This is a genomic window from Glutamicibacter protophormiae (genome assembly GCF_016894325.1).
GTDB classification, from domain to species: Bacteria; Actinomycetota; Actinomycetes; order Actinomycetales; family Micrococcaceae; genus Glutamicibacter; species Glutamicibacter protophormiae.
Genome location: NZ_CP069806.1, coordinates 770158 through 791671 on the forward strand (window position 1 = coordinate 770158; position 21514 = coordinate 791671).

The 21514-nt window shown below is 63.6% G+C and carries 25 protein-coding genes; 14 read left to right on the forward strand and 11 right to left on the reverse strand.

All coding sequences use genetic code 11. The features are described 5' to 3' along the window. Positions 1-55 precede the first annotated feature (55 nt). Complete coding sequence (locus JQN66_RS03705) at positions 56-1423, reverse strand: MFS transporter (protein ID WP_204676679.1); 1368 nt, start codon at positions 1421-1423, stop codon at positions 56-58. A 125-nt stretch (positions 1424-1548) separates the two neighbouring features. Between JQN66_RS03705 and JQN66_RS03710 the strand changes: the two genes are divergently transcribed. Together JQN66_RS03710 and JQN66_RS03715 are read left to right on the forward strand one after the other, a co-directional pair. Next, positions 1549-2439, forward strand: coding sequence for a LysR family transcriptional regulator (locus JQN66_RS03710; protein ID WP_239464130.1), 891 nt, complete (start codon positions 1549-1551; stop codon positions 2437-2439). 49 nt (positions 2440-2488) lie between these two features. Then, positions 2489-2845, forward strand: a complete 357-nt coding sequence (locus JQN66_RS03715) for a VOC family protein (protein ID WP_188947407.1) — start codon at positions 2489-2491, stop codon at positions 2843-2845. A 22-nt stretch (positions 2846-2867) separates the two neighbouring features. On the opposite strand, the gene JQN66_RS03720 is transcribed toward JQN66_RS03715, so the two are convergent. Next, the gene (locus JQN66_RS03720; RefSeq protein WP_204676681.1) at positions 2868-3485 is read right to left on the reverse strand and encodes a response regulator; all 618 of its coding nucleotides are present in this window, start codon (positions 3483-3485) and stop codon (positions 2868-2870) included. Further along, positions 3466-4647 carry a sensor histidine kinase gene (locus tag JQN66_RS03725; protein WP_204676682.1) on the reverse strand — a complete coding sequence of 394 codons (1182 nt, stop codon included), beginning with the start codon at positions 4645-4647 and terminating at the stop codon, positions 3466-3468. The genes JQN66_RS03720 and JQN66_RS03725 overlap by 20 nt, the downstream gene beginning before the upstream one ends. A 109-nt stretch (positions 4648-4756) precedes the next feature. Here JQN66_RS03725 and JQN66_RS03730 point away from each other — a divergent pair, with 109 nt between their 5' ends. The 8 genes from JQN66_RS03730 to JQN66_RS03765 all read left to right on the forward strand — a co-directional run bounded on the left by JQN66_RS03730 (position 4757) and on the right by JQN66_RS03765 (position 9744). Continuing rightward, positions 4757-5557, forward strand: a complete 801-nt coding sequence (locus JQN66_RS03730; protein ID WP_204676683.1) for a GAP family protein — start codon at positions 4757-4759, stop codon at positions 5555-5557. Between the two features lie 68 nt (positions 5558-5625). Beyond that, positions 5626-6123 carry a hypothetical protein gene (locus JQN66_RS03735; RefSeq protein WP_204676684.1) on the forward strand — a complete coding sequence of 166 codons (498 nt, stop codon included), beginning with the start codon at positions 5626-5628 and terminating at the stop codon, positions 6121-6123. A 54-nt stretch (positions 6124-6177) separates the two neighbouring features. After that, positions 6178-6618 carry an NUDIX hydrolase gene (locus tag JQN66_RS03740; RefSeq protein WP_204676685.1) on the forward strand — a complete coding sequence of 147 codons (441 nt, stop codon included), beginning with the start codon at positions 6178-6180 and terminating at the stop codon, positions 6616-6618. 61 nt (positions 6619-6679) lie between these two features. Continuing rightward, complete coding sequence (locus tag JQN66_RS03745) at positions 6680-7051, forward strand: hypothetical protein (RefSeq protein ID WP_204676686.1); 372 nt, start codon at positions 6680-6682, stop codon at positions 7049-7051. 13 nt (positions 7052-7064) lie between these two features. Beyond that, entirely contained in the window at positions 7065-7247 is a 183-nt protein-coding gene (locus JQN66_RS03750) for a hypothetical protein (RefSeq protein ID WP_204676687.1), read from the forward strand. A gap of 120 nt (positions 7248-7367) precedes the next feature. Further along, positions 7368-8204 carry an exodeoxyribonuclease III gene (locus JQN66_RS03755; RefSeq protein ID WP_204676688.1) on the forward strand — a complete coding sequence of 279 codons (837 nt, stop codon included), beginning with the start codon at positions 7368-7370 and terminating at the stop codon, positions 8202-8204. 9 nt (positions 8205-8213) lie between these two features. Continuing rightward, complete coding sequence (gene trpS, locus JQN66_RS03760) at positions 8214-9224, forward strand: tryptophan--tRNA ligase (protein ID WP_204676689.1); 1011 nt, start codon at positions 8214-8216, stop codon at positions 9222-9224. Position 9225: 1 nt separating this feature from the next. Then, complete coding sequence (locus tag JQN66_RS03765; protein ID WP_204676690.1) at positions 9226-9744, forward strand: 2'-5' RNA ligase family protein; 519 nt, start codon at positions 9226-9228, stop codon at positions 9742-9744. Positions 9745-9831: 87 nt separating this feature from the next. Here the strand turns inward: JQN66_RS03765 and JQN66_RS03770 are convergent, their stop codons facing one another. The 3 genes from JQN66_RS03770 to JQN66_RS03780 all read right to left on the reverse strand — a co-directional run bounded on the left by JQN66_RS03770 (position 9832) and on the right by JQN66_RS03780 (position 11114). After that, positions 9832-10245, reverse strand: coding sequence for an SHOCT domain-containing protein (locus tag JQN66_RS03770; protein WP_204676691.1), 414 nt, complete (start codon positions 10243-10245; stop codon positions 9832-9834). A gap of 176 nt (positions 10246-10421) precedes the next feature. Then, positions 10422-10823, reverse strand: coding sequence for a phage holin family protein (locus JQN66_RS03775; protein WP_204676692.1), 402 nt, complete (start codon positions 10821-10823; stop codon positions 10422-10424). A gap of 66 nt (positions 10824-10889) precedes the next feature. Beyond that, positions 10890-11114: a hypothetical protein gene (locus JQN66_RS03780; protein ID WP_204676693.1), complete on the reverse strand. Its 225-nt coding sequence runs from the start codon at positions 11112-11114 to the stop codon at positions 10890-10892. Positions 11115-11273: 159 nt separating this feature from the next. Between JQN66_RS03780 and JQN66_RS03785 the strand changes: the two genes are divergently transcribed. The 3 genes from JQN66_RS03785 to dctA all read left to right on the forward strand — a co-directional run bounded on the left by JQN66_RS03785 (position 11274) and on the right by dctA (position 14921). Beyond that, the gene (locus JQN66_RS03785; protein ID WP_338029214.1) at positions 11274-12146 is read left to right on the forward strand and encodes a LysR family transcriptional regulator; all 873 of its coding nucleotides are present in this window, start codon (positions 11274-11276) and stop codon (positions 12144-12146) included. Positions 12147-12258: 112 nt separating this feature from the next. Then, positions 12259-13356 carry a tartrate dehydrogenase gene (locus JQN66_RS03790; protein WP_204676695.1) on the forward strand — a complete coding sequence of 366 codons (1098 nt, stop codon included), beginning with the start codon at positions 12259-12261 and terminating at the stop codon, positions 13354-13356. Between the two features lie 140 nt (positions 13357-13496). Beyond that, positions 13497-14921, forward strand: coding sequence for a C4-dicarboxylate transporter DctA (dctA, locus tag JQN66_RS03795; protein ID WP_239464131.1), 1425 nt, complete (start codon positions 13497-13499; stop codon positions 14919-14921). A gap of 80 nt (positions 14922-15001) precedes the next feature. Here the strand turns inward: dctA and JQN66_RS03800 are convergent, their stop codons facing one another. The 5 genes from JQN66_RS03800 to sdhC form a co-directional block, all read right to left on the reverse strand. Beyond that, the gene (locus JQN66_RS03800) at positions 15002-16456 is read right to left on the reverse strand and encodes a catalase (protein WP_204676696.1); all 1455 of its coding nucleotides are present in this window, start codon (positions 16454-16456) and stop codon (positions 15002-15004) included. A gap of 130 nt (positions 16457-16586) precedes the next feature. Continuing rightward, positions 16587-17369: a succinate dehydrogenase iron-sulfur subunit gene (locus JQN66_RS03805; RefSeq protein WP_047118408.1), complete on the reverse strand. Its 783-nt coding sequence runs from the start codon at positions 17367-17369 to the stop codon at positions 16587-16589. Continuing rightward, a complete protein-coding gene (gene sdhA, locus JQN66_RS03810; RefSeq protein ID WP_204676697.1) occupies positions 17369-19156 on the reverse strand; it encodes a succinate dehydrogenase flavoprotein subunit in 1788 nt (595 codons plus the stop codon). The genes JQN66_RS03805 and sdhA overlap by 1 nt, the downstream gene beginning before the upstream one ends. A 70-nt stretch (positions 19157-19226) precedes the next feature. Beyond that, positions 19227-19670, reverse strand: a complete 444-nt coding sequence (locus tag JQN66_RS03815) for a succinate dehydrogenase hydrophobic membrane anchor subunit (protein WP_204676698.1) — start codon at positions 19668-19670, stop codon at positions 19227-19229. A 3-nt stretch (positions 19671-19673) separates the two neighbouring features. Beyond that, complete coding sequence (gene sdhC, locus JQN66_RS03820) at positions 19674-20009, reverse strand: succinate dehydrogenase, cytochrome b556 subunit (RefSeq protein ID WP_047118411.1); 336 nt, start codon at positions 20007-20009, stop codon at positions 19674-19676. Between the two features lie 322 nt (positions 20010-20331). On the opposite strand from sdhC, the gene JQN66_RS03825 reads away from it, so the two are divergent. Further along, positions 20332-21447, forward strand: a complete 1116-nt coding sequence (locus JQN66_RS03825) for a mannose-1-phosphate guanylyltransferase (RefSeq protein ID WP_188947427.1) — start codon at positions 20332-20334, stop codon at positions 21445-21447. Positions 21448-21514: the final 67 nt, after the last annotated feature.

Here is a 21514-nt window from a genome sequence, read left to right on the forward strand (position 1 = left end):
GGGATCAACAGATCCTCCGGAACGGGTTTTTCGCTGTGCTAAAGGCGCTTGGAGGCTAGTGCGAAGCCTTCTGCGACTGGCCCTCGACGGTGCGCTTGTCGAAGACCAGGGCGCCGACTTCCTGCTCCGCCTGGTTGCGGAAGGACAGGTCGATGTCGGCCCGGTCGCGGATCATGGACACCGCGATGAAGCCGAGCGTCACAACCACCAGCAGGTAGATGGCCACGGCGGTGGTACCGCCGGTTGCCTGGACCAGCGCCTGGGCGATGGTCGGGGCGAAGGCGCCGCCGAGAATCGCGCCGATGGCGTAGGAGATCGAGACGCCGGAGAAGCGGACCGAAGCCGGGAAGAGCTCGGAATACAGGGCCGCCTGCGGGCCGTAGGTCAGGCCCAGGCCGATCGAGAACAGGCCGAAGGCCAGGTAGAGCATGGCCAGCGAGCCGGAGTTGACCAACGCGAAGACCGGGAACAGCGACGCGGCCAGGACCACGAAGCCGATCTGGTAGGTGCGCACGCGTCCGACCTTGTCCGCCATGTAGCCGGCGATGAGGGTCATGACCAGCCACACGGCTGCGCCGAAGGCCACGGCGACGAGCACATCGGTGCGCTCCAGACCTATCGGTCCGTCCGGGTTGGTGGTGTAGGCCTGGAAGAACCCGCCGGTGGTCATGTAGCCCGCGGCGTTGTTGCCGGCGAAGACCAGCGCGGCGATGATGACCAGCGGCCAATGCTTCTTGAACAGCACCACGATCGGCACCTTGGTCTGGGCCTTGTGCTCGGCGATCTCCTCGAAGACCGGGGACTCGTCCACTGCGCGGCGGACGAAGTAGCCGATGGCGATCAGGATGATCGAGACCAGGAACGGCACACGCCAGCCCCATTCGACAAATGCCTCACCGGGGGAGATGACGCCGGTCATCAGCGCCATCATGCCGCTGGCCAGCAGCATGCCCAGCGGCACGCCGACCTGCGGGTAGGAGCCCGAACGGCCGCGCTTGCCCTCTTCGGCATGCTCGACGGCCATCAGCACCGCGCCGCCCCACTCGCCGCCGGCGGAGATGCCCTGGATGATGCGCAGCAGCAGCAACAGGACCGGGGCCCACAGTCCTGCGGTCTCATAGGTCGGCAGCACGCCGATCAGCGTGGTGGCCGCACCCATCAGGGACAGGGTCAGCACCAGCATGGCGCGGCGGCCGATCTTGTCGCCGTAGTGTCCGGCCAGGAAGGCGCCCAGCGGACGGAAGAGGAAGGACAAGCCGACCGAGGCGAAGGAGATCAGCAGCGCGATCTCCTTGCCGGCAGGCTCGAAGAACAGCTGGCTGAACACCAGGCCGGCAGCGGTGGCGTAGATGAAGAAGTCGTACCATTCGACGGTGGTACCGATGACTGTGGCGAACGCGACGCGCCGTTGGTTTGCGTTCATGAAGGGGCAGCTCCTTGGAGAGGTGAATCACTTCAGTGTGACACCCCACATAGGTAAGGTAAACTTCAATTGTCTGTAGAACTTCTGAAGGCTAGCTTATGTACTCCATGCGGCATCTTGAAATCATGGCTGAACTGCCCGACCATAAAACCCTCGGATCCGCGGCCGACGAACTGCGTATTTCCGAGTCAGCGCTGTCTCAGGCGATCACGGCGATCGAGAAGCTGGCCGGAGAAACACTGTGCTTGCGGCGCAAGGCGCACGGGTTCTCGCTGACTGCCTCAGGGGTGCATTTCGCGTCCCTGGCCCGCAAAATTGTTGCTGAAGTCGGTGAATTGGCCGCCACTTTTCCGCAGCAGGAGGGCGTGCTGCGCGGCCCGGTGCGCTTTGGCTGTTTCGCCTCGCTGTCGCCCCACCTGATCCCGGCGACCATGCAGGGATTCGAGCACCCGCAAGTGGAGCTCTCGGTCCAAGTGGGTACGCATGAGTCGCTGCTTCCGGGGCTGCGCCATGCGGATTTGGATGTCGCGTTCGTGTACGACCTGGGCTTGCCGCCGGATATGGACAAGCAGCTGATCTACGATACCCAGATGCAGGTGGTGCTGCATCCGGAGCACCCGCTGGCGGGGCTGCAGCGGCCACTGGAGCTGGCCGACCTGGTGGACGAGCCGCTGGTGATGTACGAGTCGGATCCGTCCACCGAATACGTGCTGCAGCTGTTCGCCGCGCAGGACCTGAACCCGCACATCATCGCCGAGGTGCCGCAGATGATCCTGGTCTCCGCCATGGTCGGGCGCGGCCTGGGCTACGGCCTGATGATGCTCCGACCGAACAATGCCGAAATGTCTCTGGAGGGCAGGCCCTTGGCCTTCCGCGAATTGCACGTGCCGGAGCTGCCGAGCTCGCTGACCTCCACCAGTTCGGTCGTGGCGATCACCCCGCGCGGGGTCAAGGTGCCGGCCCGGGTGCAGGCGCTGATCGAGCACTGCCGCGAAGCCATGGCAGATTCCTGGTAGCCCTATCCAAGCACCGGCGGCTGCCGCATAATGGGGCGCAGGAGGCATCATGATTGGCACATGGCAGGCATTGGTGATCGACTGCGAGGACCCGGACTCGCTGGCGGCGTTCTACGAGCAGCTGCTGGGCATGGTCCGCATCGACAACGACCCGGACTGGGTGAGCATCGGCGATGCCCCCGATCGCCCGGCCGTCGCATTCCAGGCCGTCAGCCCCTATGTAGCGCCCGAATGGCCGGGCCATGTGCATCCGCAGCAGATGCACCTGGATGTCCGGGTCAAGGACCTGGACCTGGCCGAGGAACTGGTGCTGAATCTCGGCGCCCGGAGCACCGGGGAAGGCGCCAAGACCTTCCGCGTCTACCTCGACCCGCAAGAGCACCCCTTCTGCCTGGTGAGCTGGTAGCGGAAGGCTTGCCGCAGGCTAGCTAGCCTGCCGCGCCATAGGCGATCCTGGCCGCCTGCAGCCGGGTGCTCACCCCGAGCTTGGACAGCACCGCAGAGACGTGCGTTTTCACGGTGCTCTCTCCGATGCCCAGGCGCTGCGCCAGCTGCGGGTTGCTCAGCCCCTCGCCGATTCCCTCAAGCACCTCGCGCTCCCTCGCCGTGAGCCCTTCGGGCAGCACCGTTGGCGGCGCCGAGGCCAGCGCCCTTTCCATGACCCGGGCGGTGACCTGTGGATCCAGCACGGACTGGCCGTGGCCTGCCGCGCGCACCGCGTCGATGATCGCCTGCGGCTCGGCGGTCTTGAGCAGGAAGCCGTGGGCGCCTGCCTGCAATGCGCCGAAGAGGTAGTCGTCGTCATCGAAGGTGGTCACCACGATCACCCTGGCCTGCCCGGAAATCTGCGCGGTGGCCGCGATGCCGTCCATGACCGGCATACGCAGGTCCATCAGCACCACGTCGGGCTCCAGCGCGCGGACCATGGAAACCGCCGCGGCGCCGTCCGCCGCCTCCCCGACAACCTCAAGGTCCTCGGCCGCCTGCAGCACCAGGCGGATGCCCAGGCGCACTGTCGAATGGTCGTCAACAAGCAGGATCTTCATGGATTTCATCCTCGGGCTGTACGGCGGTGGGCAGGACGACCTGCACCTTGAACTCGGGTGTGGTGCTCACATCCATGCTTCCCCCCACGGCCTGGGCGCGGGTGCGGATGCTCATCAGCCCGATACCGCTGCCGAAGCCGTGCCCGGCCTGCAGGGCAACCGGGTTGCTGGCATAAATCTGCACGCGGTCGGGCAGCTGCTGAAGGCGCAGGCGCAGCACGCTGCCCGGGGCATGCTTGGCGTGGTTGACCAGCAGCTCGCGCACCGTGCGGTGCCCGGCGGTGTGCACGGCGGCCGGGATGCCCTCGGGGTGCGGGACCGAATACTCCAGCTCGACCTCTTCGGGGGCCTGCGCGACCAGCTGCGGCACATCGGTCAGCCGCGCCGCCAGCGCGGGAGTTCCCGCATGCAGCATGCGCACCATCTCGCTCATTTCCTCCAGCCCGGTCACGCTTTCGCGGCGGATGGCGGCCAGCGGCTCATTGCCCGGCGCAGTGGCCAGCGCCGCCCCGGAGAGCAGGGCGATGGAGGACAGCCGGGCGGAGAGCACATCATGCATCTCGCGGGCCAGCGCGGTGCGCTCAGAGATCCGGGCCGCGTGGTGCTCGGCGCTCAGCCGCTCCGCCCGCGCCTCGGCGGCGGCGGCCAGCGCCGCGGAACGCTCGGCCTGCGAGTGAGCCAAATCCTGGGCGGTGCGCACGTTCTGCGCCCACAGCATCGGGGTGAAAAGGATGAACCCGGTCAGGAACAGGCTCAGCACCACCTGCTGTTCGGCCTGCGTGGCATCCCAGGCGAGCAGGGCCATCACCAGCGCAACCAGGCACATGAGGGCAAAAGATATCCGGCGCAGCCGCATCCCGCCGAGCAGGAAGACGCTGAACACCGCTTCGAACACCATGAAATACCCGGCTATGCTGCCCAGCGCCAGCAGCCCCAGGCCGGACACGGCCATCACCAGCACGGCGGGCAGCAGCCAGCGCCGGCGCAGCAGGATAGCGCCCAGCCCCAGCAGCAGCGCCGGGAGCCAAAGCCAGCCCGGCAGTCCGGCCAGCGGCGGGTTCACCACGCCGAAGGCATGCAGCACCGCGGCAAGGAGCAGGTACATCCCGGCGGTCTCCGGCTCGTTCTGGCCGCTGCCGAGACGCCGGATCAGCGTCGTCATGTTTCCAGCATGCCCCATCCGCAGTCCCGCAGGGCATCCGTCTTAAGGGGGAGATCGATCCGTCCTTTGCCCGATACCGTTGCGCCGCCGCCGGGAACAGGCTTGAATCATGGACATCTTCACGAATGCCGCGCCCGTCTCTCTGGTGGTGCTTGCGCTGATCGACGCCACCAGCATCGGCACCCTGGTCATCCCCATCTGGCTGCTGCTGCGCCGCGACTACCGCCGGTCGATTCCCCGGGTGCTGCTTTACCTCGGACTGCTGGCAGGCTTCTACTGGGTGATCGGGCTGGTGCTGCGTTCGGGCTTCGCGCTGGCGTCCTCCCGGATGTCCTGGGACATCCCCGTGCTGCGGCTGCTGGGGCTGGCGGTGGGTGCGGGAATGATCATCTGGGCGCTGAGCTACCGCACCGATGCGCAGAAGCTCGCCGCGGCGCGCAAGGCAGGGACCGCAGGCGGTGTGCCGGCCGATGACGGGCCGGGGCAGGGCGCCGGAACGGGCCAGCCGCAGGTTTCCGGAGCGCTGCGCCGCAGGTTGGGCACCGCGCTGGATACCCGCACCGGGGTCGTGGTGCTGGCCCTGCTGGCAGGGCTGCTGGAACTGCCCACCATGCTTCCCTACCTTGGTGCCATGGGGGTGCTCCAGGGCACCGGGTGGAGCGCCGGGGCGCAGGCGCTGGTGCTGGCCGGGTACTGCCTGGTGATGATCGCACCGGCCTTGGTGCTGGTGGGTGTGCGCAGGGCGGCAGGGGACCGCATCGAGCGATGGCTGCAGGCGGCGGGGCGAAAACTTGGCCGCTATGCTCAGGAGACGCTGGGCTGGGTGGTCGGCATCGCAGGGTATTTGATGATCAGGTTCAGCCTGGACGGGGTGCAGCTGCGCGAGCTGGTTGGCAGCGTGCTGGGCTAGCAACGCTGTGGGCGAAAGGACACCGGTGCAATTGGCCTGCACCGGGGGATGATGCGAGAATTGAACGTATGGAACCTCTAGGCAGCAGCGCGAAGCAGGGTCGGAAAATCACCCTCAACGCATCGACCCTGGCAATGTCGGTCATGGTCATCGTCCTTCTGGTGGCGGTCGTCTTCGCCGCCAATTCAAACGAGATCGTCGGCTGGTTTGTCGTCGTTATCTCTGCCGGCTGGCTGCTGCTCGCCGGGTTCATGATGTTCGGACTCAAGCGCGGTGCGCAGAAGATCAACGAGTCGCTGCGCGAGGCCACCGCTGCAGCCACCCCGCGCGCCCAAGCGGGCACCGTCGTGGTCGACGAGGCTACCAGCCAGCGCGACATGAAGCTGGATCACTCCTTCAAGATCGTCCAGGTGCAGGCCCGGGTTATTGCCGAGCAGCGCGAGCTGAAGACCCCGGAGTCGGAGGAAATGATCGACCGCGCACTGGACACCATCCAGATGACCGCGAGCAATGCCCGCGACATGATCAAACCGGCCAAGCCGCTGGATGGCGAAATCATCGGTTAATTTCAAACTTTTCGAGACGGCTTCGGCCGTCTCGATGCTTTTAAGGGCCACAGAATGCTGATCCCCGTTGCCTATGTCATTTTCCGGCGCGAGAACCAGGTCCTGCTGCAGCAGCGCCGCGGCACCGGGTTCATGGACGGGTATTGGGCGGCCGGCGCCGCCGGGCATGTAGAGCCCGGCGAATCCGTGCACCAGGCCGCCTGCCGCGAGGCCTTCGAAGAACTGGGACTGCGGATCGAGCCGGGAGACCTGGAACCGCTGACCGTGCTGCACCGCGCCCCGAACCGTGTCGACTTCTTTTTCCAGTGCACCTCCTGGGAGGGCCAGCCGCGGCGGATGGAGCCGGGCAAGGCCGCCAGCCTGCGCTGGTTCGGCGTGGATGAGCTGCCCACGCCCGCGGTGCCGCATGAACTGCATGTCCTGGCGCAGCTGCGCGCCGGCCTGCCGCCGTTCGGTTCGCTCGGCGATTTCACGCCACCGGCCGGGCTTGGATGACCGGTGCGCCAGGAGCTTGCGGCTTCCGCGGGATAATCCAACCGGCCCCTGGATTATGGGCATGGACGTGAGCGTAGAAGGAAACCGGGAAGAGCCGCAGTTTGAGGTGCTGGTCGAAGTCATCGGCATCCTGCGGCAGGCAGACTCGCGACCCGGCCTGACCGCCACCCTCCGGATTGAAAACTCCGAGGACGGGGAGATCCAGCTGCACGCCATCGAAGCGAGAGTCGACGGCCGCTCATACGTTGCCGAGCAGACGGCCGGGCCGGGGAGAGGGCGGGTTTCCTGTCATCCGGATACCGGACGTGTCCTGAGTGAAATCCACGGCGAAGATCCCATCTCGCGCGACGGACAATGGCGGATACCCGTTGCGGCGCCGGAACTGGCGATGTTCCGTCCGATGGATTTGTCGATGTGGGGCGGGGGAGGATGATACCCACCGGCTGGTGGGGGCCGCACGCGTCGCGGACGGATACGTCCTCGACGTGGCAATGATCGACCACGATGGCAGCTTGGCGCAGCCGCAGCAGCTGGTGATCTGCAAGCGGCACGGCATCGTGGAATCGATGACATGGAACTACCGCCGGTATCCGGCCACCGGGTGCGAAGCCGCCGGGATCTGGGATTGAACCGTGGACCGGTCGACCGGAAAATCTCCGGGCCGCCCTCAATCGCCGCCCTTGGTGTTTCCTTGCGGGGCGCGAGTCGATCAGCGCGTAATCAGCACGCGAATTTTGTAAGCTGGAAGGGTGATACCAACCAGCGTGGAAATTCTGAGCAAGAAGGCCGGCGCCCTGCGCGTGGCTTCGGTCAACGTCAACGGCATTCGCGCCGCCTACCGCAAGAACATGGCAGATTGGGTTGCCGCCCGCGACGTCGACATCCTGTGCCTGCAGGAAGTGCGCGCACCGGACAAGGTGCTGCGCGAACTGATCGGCGACGGTTGGCACATCCTGCATGCAGAAGCCAAGGACAAGGGACGGGCCGGCGTCGCAGTGCTCTCCCGGGTGGAGCCGGTGGCAGTGCGCGAAAACATCGGCGACGAGTACTTCGCAGACTCCGGACGCTGGGTTGAAGCTGACTTCGAGGTCAATGGCGAAACCTTCACCGTGGTCTCCTGCTACGTGCACTCGGGCGAACTGGGCACCGTCAAGCAGGATGACAAGTACCGTTTCCTGCAGCGCATGACCGACTACCTCCCGGCCCTGGCCGCGGAAAAGGACCATGTGCTGGTGGTGGGCGACCTGAACGTCGTGCACACCGAGAAGGACATCAAGAACTGGAAGCCGAACCACAACAAGCGCGCCGGCGTGATGGATGAGGAGATTGCCTACTTCGACGGCTTCTTCTCCTCGGTCGGGTACAAGGACGTGGCCCGCGAGCTGGCCGGCGACGCCCAGGGACCCTATACCTGGTGGTCCTACCGCGGGCAGGCATTCGACAATGACGCCGGTTGGCGTATCGACTACCATATGGCTACCCCGTCGCTGGCGGACAAGGCCATCAAGTCCCATGTTGACCGGGCCTCAGGCTACGATCTGCGCTTCTCCGACCACGCGCCGTTGGTCGTCGACTACCAGTTTTAAGGATTTTTCATGACTAAGCCCCGCGTTCTCTCGGGCATGCAGCCTTCGGGCGACTCCCTGCACCTCGGCAACTACCTGGGCGCACTGGTCAACTGGGTCAAGACCCAGGACGACCACGACGCCTTCTTCTTCATCCCGGACATGCACGCGATCACCGTGAGCCAGGATCCGGCGGAGCTGCGCGCCCGCACGCGCAAGACCGCCGCGCAGTTCATCGCCGGCGGCATCGATTTGGACAAGTCCACCCTGTTCGTCCAGTCGCAGGTGCCTGAGCATGCGCAGCTGGCCTGGGTGCTGAACTGCATCACCGGTTTCGGCGAGGCCAGCCGCATGACCCAGTTCAAGGACAAGTCCTCCAAGGGCGGCGCGGATGCCGCCAGCGTCGGGCTGTTCACCTACCCGATCCTGATGGCCGCGGACATCCTGCTCTACCAGCCTGAGGGTGTTCCGGTGGGCGATGACCAGCGCCAGCATGTGGAGCTGGCCCGCGACCTGGCCAAGCGCTTCAACCACCGTTTCGGCGAAACCTTCACCGTGCCCGAGGCATTCATCCCGAAGGAGGGCGCACGCATCTACGACCTGCAGAACCCGACCTCGAAGATGTCCAAGTCCGCCGAGTCCCCGGCAGGCCTGATCAACGTGCTCGACGAGCCGAAGCTGATCGCCAAGCGCATCAAGTCCGCGGTGACCGACGCCGGGTCCGTGGTGGCCTACGACAAGGCAGAGAAGCCAGGGGTGTCGAACCTGCTGGACATCCTTGCCGCGGTCACCGGCAAGCATGTGCCCCAGTTGGTCGCCGAGTTCGAGGGCAAGATGTACGGGCACCTGAAGGTGGCAGTGGCCGAGGCCGTGGTGGAGCGGCTAACACCGATCCGCACCCGCACCCTGGAGCTGCTGGACGACCCCGCAGAGCTGGACCGGCTGCTGCTGGCCGGTGCCGCCAAGGCTCGCGAAGTGGCCTCCAAGACCGTGTCCGATGTCTACCAGAAGGTCGGCTTCCTGCCGCCGCTGGGTGTCTGACATGGATAACCTTGAACCCCGGTTCACGTTGGGCGTGGTGATCCCGGTGCCGCTGCCGCAGCGGGAGACGCTGCGCGCGTGGCGCCGGGAGTTCGGGGGAGCCGACACCGAGGTGATCGCTCCGCATATCACGCTGGTGTCAGGGTCCTACCTGAACACCTGGGAGAAGGCCGCGGCGCAGGTGCGCCAGGTGGCGCGCGAAACCGAGAGCTTCACCGTGCAGCTGGGCGCGGCCCGCACCTTCCGACCGGCCAGCGAGGTGGTCTACCTGCCGCTGCTGGCCGGGGCGGAGGAATGCTGGGCACTGCACCGCGCGCTGCTCTCCGACGCGCTACGCCACGAGTCCGGCTTCGCGTACCATCCGCACCTGACCATCGCGCAGAATGCTCCCGCTGAAAAGCTCGACGAGGCGCAGGCAGCGCTGCACGAGATCGACCTGTCGTTCACGGTGGAATCGATCCAGCTCTTCGACACCCGCGGTGGCCAGTGGAGCCTGAGCGAGGAAATCAAGCTGGGCTGAGCCTGAGGCCCCGGATGCAATAGGAAAACGCCAGCCCGAAAGGCTGGCGTTTTCCTATTCGCCCCGGCCGCGAGGCATCAACTGTGGTTAGGCGGTTTGAGCGGCTTTGCCAGCTTGGCTCAATGCTTGGGACCGGAGAATCTCGAATTCGTCGGCGTTGATGGTTCCGGCATCAAACAGGGCCTTGGCCTTGGCAATCTCGTCACTTGGGCTGACCTGTGCAACGGTGCGGATGTAGTCCTCAACGGCATTGGCATTGCCAACGGCAGCCTTGTGGCTTCGCTCGGCCATGCCCTGGCCACGAGCGATCAGGTAGACCAGCGAAGTGAGGATTGGGATGAAGAGCAACAGCACGAGCCATAGTGCTTTCCACCAGCCGTTCAGCTCGCGGTCACGGAAGAGGTCGGTAACGATCGAGAACAGGGCGATCAGATAAGCGACGAAAACAAAGGCTGAAACAATTACCCAGATGATGTTCCAGAGTGAATTCCAGAATTCCATGACTTAGTCCTTAGAAGTTAGACACCTGATAGACCTGAAGATTCGATGATCGAAATTTCAGCAATAACCTTTCTCTCTTCAAGAATTGCTCCCCCTGCAAGGAAAAGCAATGAATTTTTGAACTGTCGCCGAAAATTCATCAATTGGTGATGAGGTGGCTGCGACTGGGGATGGAGCTATTTTTGTCCTCTTGATGCATCGCGCTGGGCGATTCGCTTTTTCAAGAAAATGAGCGGCAGCAGCCAGCTGCCCAGCGTCGTGGCCGCCCAGACAATCAAGGCCGCCAGAATCCAGGTGGTGAATCCATCAATCGTCAGACCACCAGGGAACAGGCTTGCGACAAAGAGCGCAGCCAAGGTGGAAATTAGACCGAAACCGCCAATAGCCGCCGGAACATAACGATTAGTCATTCGGAAGATGAACGGACCGAGCAGTGATTGGGCAAAGGCGAAAACCAGTACCGCTATCAGGAATCCTTGAGGGGCTAGATGGAAATCATCGAGAAGCCACGTGCCTACCAACAGTCCCAGCGCCGCTGTGGCAACATAGATTGCCGCGCGAATCAGAAAAATGATCATCAGAACTACTCCTAGGTCGGTAAAGTTTTTATCGAGGAATCTAACGGAAGCAGCACCGCTTCACTTTCATGATCGCCGCCAGACTTCGGCAAAAGCAATGGCTTCGTGAAAGGACTCTCCGACGCGTTCCCGAGCCAAGAAAATGTGATCGCGTCCCAAGGCCTCGACAGCCCCGGTCGTCACGAATTGCTCGAAGGCCCGTTTGCTGAGCCCAGACAAGAGCAGGGTTCCGCCGGCCTCGGAGAGTTTTGTCGCGTAGGACTCCATGACCCGGATAAAGGTGCTGCCCATAAAGACCCCCACCTACTCGATTTGCCCGGCACGCACCATGTGACGCATGAAGCGGCATTCGGGGACGCTTGCTCACATAATGGTGGGAGGTGCCGCGAAGCGACCATGGCGCCGGAGAGGTAGGACATGGACGTTCGTCAATTAAGGTATTTCCTGGCAGTGGCAGATCACGAGGGGTTCGGCCGCGCCGCCGAGCACCTGCTCATCGCGCAGCCCTCCCTGTCCCAGACGATCAAGAGCCTTGAACAGGAAATCGGGTTGCCGCTTTTCCACCGGGTTGGCCGCCGCGTGGTGCTTAGCGACGCTGGCAAGGAACTGCTCGGTCCCGCCCGGCTGGTGGTCCGGGACCTGGATGCCGCGCGCTCGGCCATGGCAGAGCTCAAGGGAGTCCACCGCGGGCGGCTGGAGCTGGCGGCCATGCCGTCGCCGGCCATCGAGCCGCTGACCACCCTGATCGCCCAGTACACCCAGCTGCATCCGCAGATTTCCGTCAGCACTGCCGCCGCATTCACCGTCGACGAGGTGGTCAGCTCGGTGCGCTCCGGAAGCAGCGAGATCGGCCTGCTCGGCGCGGACCGGCCCATCATGGCACCCGGGGTCGACGTGGTGCAGCTTGAGCGCCAGCCGCTGGTGCTGATCATCAATCCGCTGGCGGACAGCTTCGGACCGGGCGAAACGCTTCAGGGATGCGACCTCGGCGGCGAAAGCATCATCATTTCGCAGCGCGGCTCGCTCATGCGCTCGCTGGTCGACGGCCTGGTGGCCCGCGGAGTGGACCTGCGCATTGTTGCCGAAGTTGCCCACCGCACCTCGATCCTCCCGCTGGTGCTCGCAGGAGTCGGACACGCCATCCTGCCGATATCCTGGGCCCCGCTGGCGCGCCGCTCCGGGCTGCGGGTGGCTCTGCTGGAGCCGGTCACGCAGCTGCATGTGGCAATCATCAGCCGGAAGGACTACCTAACTCCGGCGGCCCAGTCCTTCCTCCGGCTGGCACAGGAGTATTCGGAAACCCAATCTGGCCAGCATCTATAGGGCGCGCCTATTCGGCGTATGCATATTCGGTCTTAGACGCGATGTCATGGGCCCGGTCTAATTGATACCAAGTTCGCACGTGATGTAGACCACTTAGACCAAGGAGAGAACCATGGACCAGACCCGAGTATTCAAGATCGCTTCCATTCCTGCGGATGGTGTCGGAAAGGAAGTTGTCGCCGCCGGCCGCAAGGTGCTTCAGGCAGTCGCCGCGCAATCCAACGGCAAGTTCGCCTTCGACTGGACCGAGTTCGACTGGGGCTGCGAGTACTACGCCAAGCACGGGGTCATGATGGCACCGGACGGCCTGGAAACGCTGAAAGACTTCGACTCGATCTACTTCGGCGCGGTCGGCTGGGAGAATGTTCCAGATCATGTCAGCCTCTGGGGCCTGCGCCTGAACATTACGCAGAACTTCGACCAGTGGGCCAACATCCGCCCGGTCAAGTTCCTGCCCGGCGTCACCTCGCCGCTGCGCAAGGCCGATAACACCGAGCTGGACTGGATCGTGGTGCGCGAGAACAGCGAAGGCGAGTATGCCGGACTGGGCGGGCGCAGCCTGTCGGGGCGCGGGCCGGGTAACGAGATCGCCCTGCAGACCGCGCTGTTCAGCGAGAAGGGCTGCGAGCGGATCATCCGGTTCGCCTTCGAACTGGCCCGCACCCGCACGGTGAAAAAGGTCTCCTCGGTCACCAAGTCCAACGCGCAGCAGTACGGCATGGTGCTGTGGGACGAGACCTTCGAACGCGTGGCATTGGAATTCCCGGACGTGCGCACCGAAAGCGTACTGGTTGACGCGATGAGCGCGAAGTTCATCCTCAATCCCGAGGACCTGTCGGTGGTCGTCGCCTCGAACCTGAACGCCGACATCTTCTCGGATCTGGGATCCGCCCTGGCCGGCAGCCTGGGGTTGGCCGCCAGCGCCAACCTGAACCCCGAGCGCCGCTTCCCGTCCATGTTCGAACCGGTGCACGGAACGGCCCCGGACATCGCCGGGCAGGGGATCTGCAATCCGATCGGTGCGATCGCCAGCGCCGCGCTGATGCTGGATCACTTCGGGCTTCAAGCCGAAGCACGCCAGGTTCAGGCGGCCATCGAGTCCGCCACCGCGGCCGGGCAGCTGACCCGCGACATCGGCGGCACCGCGGATACTCAGACGGCCACCGACGCCATCGTGGCCGCGCTGAGCAGCACCCTGGCGGCCGTCTAGGCCCAGCAGCGCGCCCCGGAGGGGGGGCGCGCCACCCGGCCGCAAAGATGTATCGCGGCTCCCTGAATTTTTCCAAGCCCCGCTCCCGCGCACGCTGAGATCCACGGAGCAAGGCTTATTCCAACACTGAGGTAGGAATCATGGGCAAGACCATGCAGAGCGAAAGCATCCAGCCGGCCCGCCGGCCCTGGTACCGGCAGCTGTACTTCTGGGTTCTGGTCGCCATCGTCGCCGGCATCATCCTCGGCTGGCTGGCACCGGAAACCGGCCAGTCCATGCAGCCAATCGGCACCACATTCGTGGAAGCGATGAAGATGCTGATCGGACCGATCGTCTTCCTGACCATCGTCGGGGGCATCGCCAGCGTTGCCGACCTGAAAAAAGTCGGTGCCACCGGGCTCAAGGCCCTGGGCTATTTCCAGATCGGCACGATCTGCGCCATGCTGCTGGGCCTGGTGGCGATCAACATCTTCCGCCTGGGCGACGGCGTGAACGCGGATGCCAGCAAGCTCGAAGCCACCGGCCAGGCCGCGGAATTCATCGACAAGGGCGAGAACCAGCAATGGTGGGAATTCCTGACGCACATCATTCCCGGCTCCGTGGCCTCGCCGTTTGTCGAGGGCGACATCCTGCAGATCATCTTCATGGCAGTGGTGTTCGGCATCGCGATTAATGCCGTGGGCAAGATCGGCGGCCCGGTGCTTGATATGGTCCAGCGACTGACCACCGTGATCTTCAAGGTCCTGAATTTCATCATGAAGGCGGCACCGCTGGGCGCCTTCGGCGCCATGGCCTTTGCGGTGGGCAAATACGGGGTGGAAACGCTGTCCAGCCTGGGCTGGCTGATCCTGCTGTTCTACGGCACCTCCATCATCTTCGTGGTCTTCTTCCTCGGCGGGATCATGGCGTTCCTCGGGCTGAACATCTTCAAGATGCTCAAGCACTTCCGCGAGGAGCTGCTGCTGATCCTGGGCACGTCCACGGCCGAACCGGCACTTCCCGGGCTGATGAAGAAACTCGAGCATGCAGGGGTGAAGAAGGAAACGGTGGGGCTGGTGGTTCCGACCGGTTACAGCTTCAACCTTGACGGGGCGGCCATCTACCTCTCGCTGGCGGCCGTGTATATCGCCCAGGCTACGAACACCGATCTGAGTATCGGCCAGCAGATCGGCATGCTTGCCGTCATGCTGCTGACCTCCAAGGGTGCGGCGGGTGTTGCCGGGGGCGGATTCATTGCACTGACCGCAACCCTGAGCACTTTGGGCACCATCCCGGCAGCCGGCATCATGCTGATCTTCGGCATTGACAAGTTCATGTCCGAATGCCGTGCGCTGGTGAACTTCTGCGGCAATGCCGTCGCCACCTTGTTCATCGCCTGGTGGGACAAGTCCCTTGACGTCGAACGAGTACGCAAGGTGTTCAATGGGGAAGAAGTCCCTGCCCAGGAAGCAATGCAAGCTTCCCCGGATGCCGCACAAGATGACGTGGTCCAGGAACTGGGCGACAGTCAGGGCGAAGAAATGCTCGACGTCCCGGCTGCTGAGCTCAGCGGCGTTGCAAGATAGCACCTAGAACACAGCAGGTCCCCGCGAAATTCCTCGCGGGGATCTGCTGTGTTCTAGGCTGGTGCCCCAGAAAGCGAAACCTACTTGGCGCGCACGTTGGCTTCGATCTTCGCTCCGGTGTCGGCGTCGATGTTCTTCCAGTACTGGATCGCGTTGGACAGCACCGGCTCGATCACGCCGTCCAGCGCCCCGGTGACGGTGTCCACCAGCTCGGCGCGCTGGGCATCGTCCATCACCTCGCGGACCAGGATGCCGGGCTGGACGAAGTCCCCGTCGTCCTTGCGCAGCGTGTAGGCCTCGCGGACCAGCTCGCCGTCGGACTCGAAGGAATTCTCCGCCGGACCGGTTTCATCGCTCCATGGATCCCCGAAGGAGTTCGGCGCGTAGACGCTGCGATTCCCGGTGTGCTCGTAGGTCATGTTCCCTTCGAAGTTGTAGGAGTGCACCGGGCACTTGGGTTTGTTGACGGGCAGCTGCTGGAAGTTGGTGCCGATGCGGTAGCGTTGCGCGTCCGCGTACGCGAAATTTCGTCCCAGCAGCATCTTGTCCGGGCTCATCCCCATGCCCGGGACCATGTTTCCGGGGGAGAAGGCGGCCTGCTCGATCTGTGCAAAGAAGTTCTCCGGGTTCCGGTTCAGCGTCATGGTGCCGACCTTGATGCGCGGGTAATCCTTCTTGGACCAGACCTTGGTCAAATCGAAGGGGTTGAAGCGGTAGGTCTTGGCTTCCTCGTAGGGCATGATCTGCACGTACAGGTCCCACTGGGGGAAATTGCCGTCCTTGATGGCTTCGAACAGGTCGCGGCGGTGGAAGTCAGCGTCCGATCCGGCCAGTTCCTCGGCCTGCGCCCCGCGCATGGTCTCGAACTTCTCGGACTGCTTGTTCAGGAAGTGGTACTTAACCCAGAATTTCTCTCCGGCGGCATTGACCCACATGTAGGTGTGCGATCCGTAGCCGTTCATTTCGCGCCAGGTCTTCGGCAGGCCGCGCTGGCCCATGATGTAGGTGACCTGGTGGGCTGATTCCGGGTTCTGCGTCCAGAAGTCCCACTGCATGGTGCCATCGCGCAGCCCGGAATCGGGCAGCCGCTTCTGCGAGCGGATGAAGTGCGGGAACTTCATCGGGTCGCGCACGAAGAACACCGGGGTGTTGTTGCCGACCAGGTCGAAGTTGCCCTCGGTGGTGTAGAACTTCATCGAGAAGCCGCGCACATCGCGCCAGGTGTCGGGGGAGCCGAGCTCTCCGGCGACGGTGGAGAAACGCATCAGTGTTTCGGTTTTCACCCCGGGCTGGAACAGGGCGGCCTTGGTGTACGCCGAGACGTCCTCGGTGGTTTCGAATTCGCCGAAGGCTCCCGCGCCCTTGGCGTGCGGGCGGCGTTCGGGCACATTCATCCGGTTGAAGTGCTGCAGGGTCTCGACCAGATGGTGGTCGTGCAGCACGATGGGGCCGTTGGCTCCCACCGTCAGCGAGTTGCGGTCGCTGGCTGCCGGGATTCCTGCTTGAGTTGTCGAGGCGGATTCTTCACTGGCCATGATTGCTCCTCAGCTTGGTAAGGCATTGGGAAAAGGGCGAGTACTGCCCATCATGCCACGGGTTGCGCGGGAGTTGAAGGGATGCAAAAAGGAACAAACCGGTAACGGTTCGGGCCTTTCCAGCGCTCGACTAGACGGTGCGCGAGAGGATTGCCTGCTTGACCTCGGCGATAGCCTTGGTCACCTGGATGCCGCGTGGGCACGCTTCGGTGCAGTTGAAGGTGGTGCGGCAGCGCCACACGCCTTCCTTGTCGTTCAGGATCTCCAGGCGCATATCGCCTGCATCATCGCGCGAGTCGAAGATGAAGCGGTGCGCGTTGACGATTGCTGCCGGGCCGAAGTACTGGCCATCGGTCCAGAACACCGGGCAGGAAGAGGTACAGGCGGCGCAGAGGATGCACTTGGTGGTGTCATCAAAGCGCTCGCGGTCCTCGACCGACTGGTAGCGTTCCTTGGTCGGCTCGTGGCCCTTGGAGATCAGGAATGGCATGATCTCCCGGTAGGACTGGAAGAACGGTTCCATGTCCACGATCAGGTCCTTCTCCAGCGGAAGACCCTTGATTGCCTCAACGGTGATCGGCTTGGAGGTGTCCAGGTCCTTCAGCAGGGTCTTGCAGGCCAGGCGGTTGCGGCCGTTGATGCGCATGGCATCCGAACCGCAAATGCCGTGGGCGCAGGAGCGGCGGAACGACAGCGAACCGTCGTGGTCCCACTTGACCTTGTGCAGGGCGTCCAGCACTCGGTCGGTGCCGTACATGGTCAGCTTGAAGTCTTCCCAGTAGGCCTCTGCTGTGGTCTCCGGCAGGTAGCGGCGAACGCGCAGGGTGATGTTGAAGGTAGGGATCTCTCCGCCGCCACCAACACCGGCCTTCAACTCAATCTTTGATGGTGGTTCTGGCAGTTCGGTGCTCATTAGTACTTACGCTCCATTGGCTGGTAACGGGTGAAGACGACCGGCTTGGTTTCCATGCGGATGCCGGCGATGCCCTCGGTAGTAGCGTTGTGGTCGCGGTAGGACATCGAGTGGACCATGAAGTTCTCATCGTCGCGGTTCGGGAAGTCCTCGCGGTAGTGACCACCACGTGATTCCTTGCGGTGCAGCGCTGCGGTGGTCATGACCTCCGCCAGATCCAGCAGGAAGCCCAGTTCCACGGCTTCGAGCAGGTCCAGGTTGAAGCGCTTGCCCTTGTCCTGGATGGACACGTTCTTGTAGCGATCGCGCAGGCTCTCGATGACCTCCAGCGCGCTCTTCAGGGACGTCTCATCGCGGAACACCTGGACGTTGGCGTCCATGGTTTCCTGCAGGGCCTTGCGCAGCTCGGCCACGTTCTCGGTGCCCTTGGAGTTCAGCAGGCCGTCCAGCTGGGCGGTGACCAGGGCTTCCGGGTTCTCCGGAAGCTCCACGAACTCGGCGTCAGCAGCGTACTTGGCGGCGGCGATGCCGGCGCGGCGGCCGAAGACGTTGATGTCCAGCAGCGAGTTGGTGCCCAGGCGGTTTGCACCGTGGACCGAAACGCAAGCTACTTCGCCGGCCGCGTACAGGCCCGGGATGGTGGTGTTGTTGTCCTGCAGGACCTCGGTCTCGACGTTGGTCGGCACGCCGCCCATGGCGTAGTGCGCGGTCGGGTACACCGGTACCGGATCGGTGAACGGCTCCACACCCAGGTAGGTGCGGGCGAATTCGGTGATGTCCGGCAGCTTGGACTCGATGTGCTCTGGCTCCAGGTGGGTCAGGTCCAGCAGCACGTAGTCCTTGTTAGGACCGCAGCCGCGGCCTTCGCGTACCTCGTTGGCCATGGCGCGGGCCACGATGTCACGTGGGGCCAGGTCCTTGATGGTTGGTGCGTAGCGCTCCATGAAGCGTTCGCCATCCGAGTTGCGAAGGATTGCGCCTTCGCCGCGGGCGCCTTCGGTGAGCAGAATGCCCAAGCCGGCAAGGCCCGTCGGGTGGAACTGGAAGAACTCCATGTCCTCCAGCGGGAGGCCCGAGCGGAAGGCGATGCCCATGCCGTCACCGGTCAGGGTGTGGGCGTTGGAGGTGGTCTTGAAGACCTTGCCCGCGCCGCCGGATGCGAAGATCACGGACTTGGCCTGGAAAACGTGCAGTTCGCCGGTGGCCAGGTCGTAGGAGACTACGCCGGCAACACGCTTCTGCATGTAGGCGGTGCCGTCTTCGCGGAAGGCTTCCTCTTCAACCATCAGCAGGTCCAGCACGTAGTACTCGTTGTAGAACTCGACGTTGTGCTTGACGCAGTTTTGGTACAGGGTCTGCAGGATCATGTGGCCGGTGCGGTCTGCTGCGTAGCAGGCGCGGCGCACGGCGGCCTTGCCATGGTCGCGAGTGTGGCCGCCGAAGCGGCGCTGGTCAATCTTGCCCTCTGGGGTTCGGTTGAACGGCAGACCCATCTTTTCCAGATCCAGCACGGCGTTGATGGCTTCCTTCGCCATGACCTCTGCTGCATCCTGGTCGACGATGTAGTCGCCGCCCTTGATGGTGTCGAAGGTGTGCCACTCCCAGTTGTCTTCCTCGACGTTGGCCAGTGCGGCGCACATGCCGCCCTGGGCCGCACCGGTGTGCGAGCGAGTTGGGTAAAGCTTAGTTAGCACTGCGGTGCGTGCACGCTGACCGGATTCGATCGCTGCACGCATACCTGCACCGCCGGCACCGACGATGACTACGTCGTACTGATGTACCTGCATTCTTGATGCTCTCTTTTCTACAAAATCTGTCTGGCTAAAAGTCTGGCTCTAAAACGGGAGTTTTAGGGTTTTAGCACTGTGGCAGGGTGCTGCCGGCCACGCATGGGTCGAAGGTGAAGATCACCAGGGTGCCGAGCACGACGATGAAGATCGTTGCGACGTACAGGATGCCCTTGAGCCATGCTCGGGTCGAGTGCTTCTCTGCGTAGTCGTTGATGATGGTGCGCACGCCGTTGGTGCCGTGCAGCATGGCCAGCCACAGCATGGCCAGATCCCAGAACTGCCAGATCGGGTCGGCCCATTTGCCGGCGACGAAACCGAAGGAGATGGCGTTGATGCCATCGCCGACGATCAGGTTGGAGATCAGGTGGCCGAAGATCAGGACGATCAGTACCACGCCGGAAAGGCGCATGAACAGCCATGCGAGCATTTCGAAGCTGCTGCGGGACTTCGGGCCGCGCTTGTACTTCGGATCGATGCGCTGGCTGCGGGGAGCAGGAATGGTGACGCTCATGGCTTAGTGTCCTCCAAATGCGAGGGAGAGATGGCGGATGGCGAAGCCTGCGAAGACGACAACCCACAGGATCATGACGCCCCAGAGCATCTGGCGCTGGTACTTGGTGCCCTGCTTCCAGAAGTCAACGAGGATCAGGCGCAGACCGTTGAATGCGTGGAAGAGAATGGCGGCGACCAAGCCGGTCTCGCCCAGAGCCATCCACGGGGTCTGGTAGGTGCTGATCACTGCGTTGTATGCATTGGCATCCACGCGCACGAGGGCGGTATCAAGCACGTGAACGAGTAGATAAAGAAAAATTACGACACCGGTGACTCGGTGTCCCACCCAGGACCACATGCCTTCATGGCCGCGGTATAGGGTGCCTGACGAAGTCTTCGACACTGAACTAACCTCCAAGGCTCGCAACGGCGCATGTGTATATTGCACACAATGAGATTTGACGCACTTGTGCGAGCGTTCCTTGTGCGAGTCTAAACCACTTGCCGGGTCTCAATCTATTTCGTGTCTTGTTCCTGTGAGTATGTTCACCGAATAGTGCCGTCTATGCGGTAAAAGGCTTCGATGCCCCAATATTAGGTCATGGGCGACTTGCCTATTTCGCCCATCGATATCGTTCTCAATACCGGTATTTCCCGGAGAATGAATTAGTCTGGAAGGCGTGAATGCTGACCTTTTAGCCCGATTCCACGGCGTGATTCCCGCCGGCGGCGTCGGTACTCGACTGTGGCCCCTTTCCCGTGCATCGGCTCCCAAGTTCTTGCACGATCTGACCGGATCGGGTTCGACCCTGATCCGCGCCACGTACGACCGCCTGGTGCCGTTGGCCGGCGACCGGATCATGGTGGTCACCGGACGCGCCCACCGAGGTGCCGTCGTCGCCCAGCTGCCCGAGCTGTGCGACGAGAATCTGGTCCTGGAACCGGAGCCGCGCGACTCGGCCGCCGCCATCGGCCTGGCCGCCGCGATCCTGTCGCTGCGCGACCCGGAGATCATCATGGGTTCCTTCGCTGCGGACCAAGTCATCGAGCCTGTTGAGGTTTTCCAGGCGGCCCTGAGCGAAGCAATCCACACCGCCGCCAGCGGCAAGATCGTGACCATCGGCATCCATCCGACCCATCCGTCGACCGGCTTCGGATACATCAAGACCGGCGATCCGCTGGACGTGGCCAATGCCCCGAGCGCACGCGGTGTGGTCGAATTCGTGGAGAAGCCGGATGAGGACACCGCGCGCCGCTACCTGGCCAGCGGCGGCTTCCTGTGGAACGCCGGCATGTTCGTGGCCCCGGTGGGCCTGATGCTCAAGCACCTGCAGGCCAATGAGCCGCAGCTGCACGATGGCCTGATGCGCATTGCGCTGGCCTGGGAAACCGACGCGCGCGACGAGGTCATGGCCGAGGTCTGGCCGGACCTGCCGAAGATCGCCATCGACTACGCGGTGGCGGAACCGGCCGCCGCGGCCGGCGACGTGGCGGTCATTCCCGGCGTGTTCAACTGGGACGATGTGGGGGACTTCGCCGCCATCGGACGCCTTAACAAGGCCAGTGCGGCTGAAGGCATCATCAATCTCGGTGATAAGGAAGTGCGTGTCTACGCGGACAGCGCGACCGGTGTGGTCTATTCGGACCGCCCGCGCGTGGTGGCCCTGGTCGGCATCCAGGACGTCGTGGTGGTCGACACCGCCGATGCGCTGCTGGTGACCACCAAGGACCACGCGCAAAAGGTCAAGCAGACCGTCGAGCAGCTCAAGGCCGACGGCGCGACCGAAGTGCTCTAAAACTGACCGCGCGCCGGCCTCCCGTTGACCGGGACGGCCGGCGCGTGTCCAGTTTCACGATTAGCGT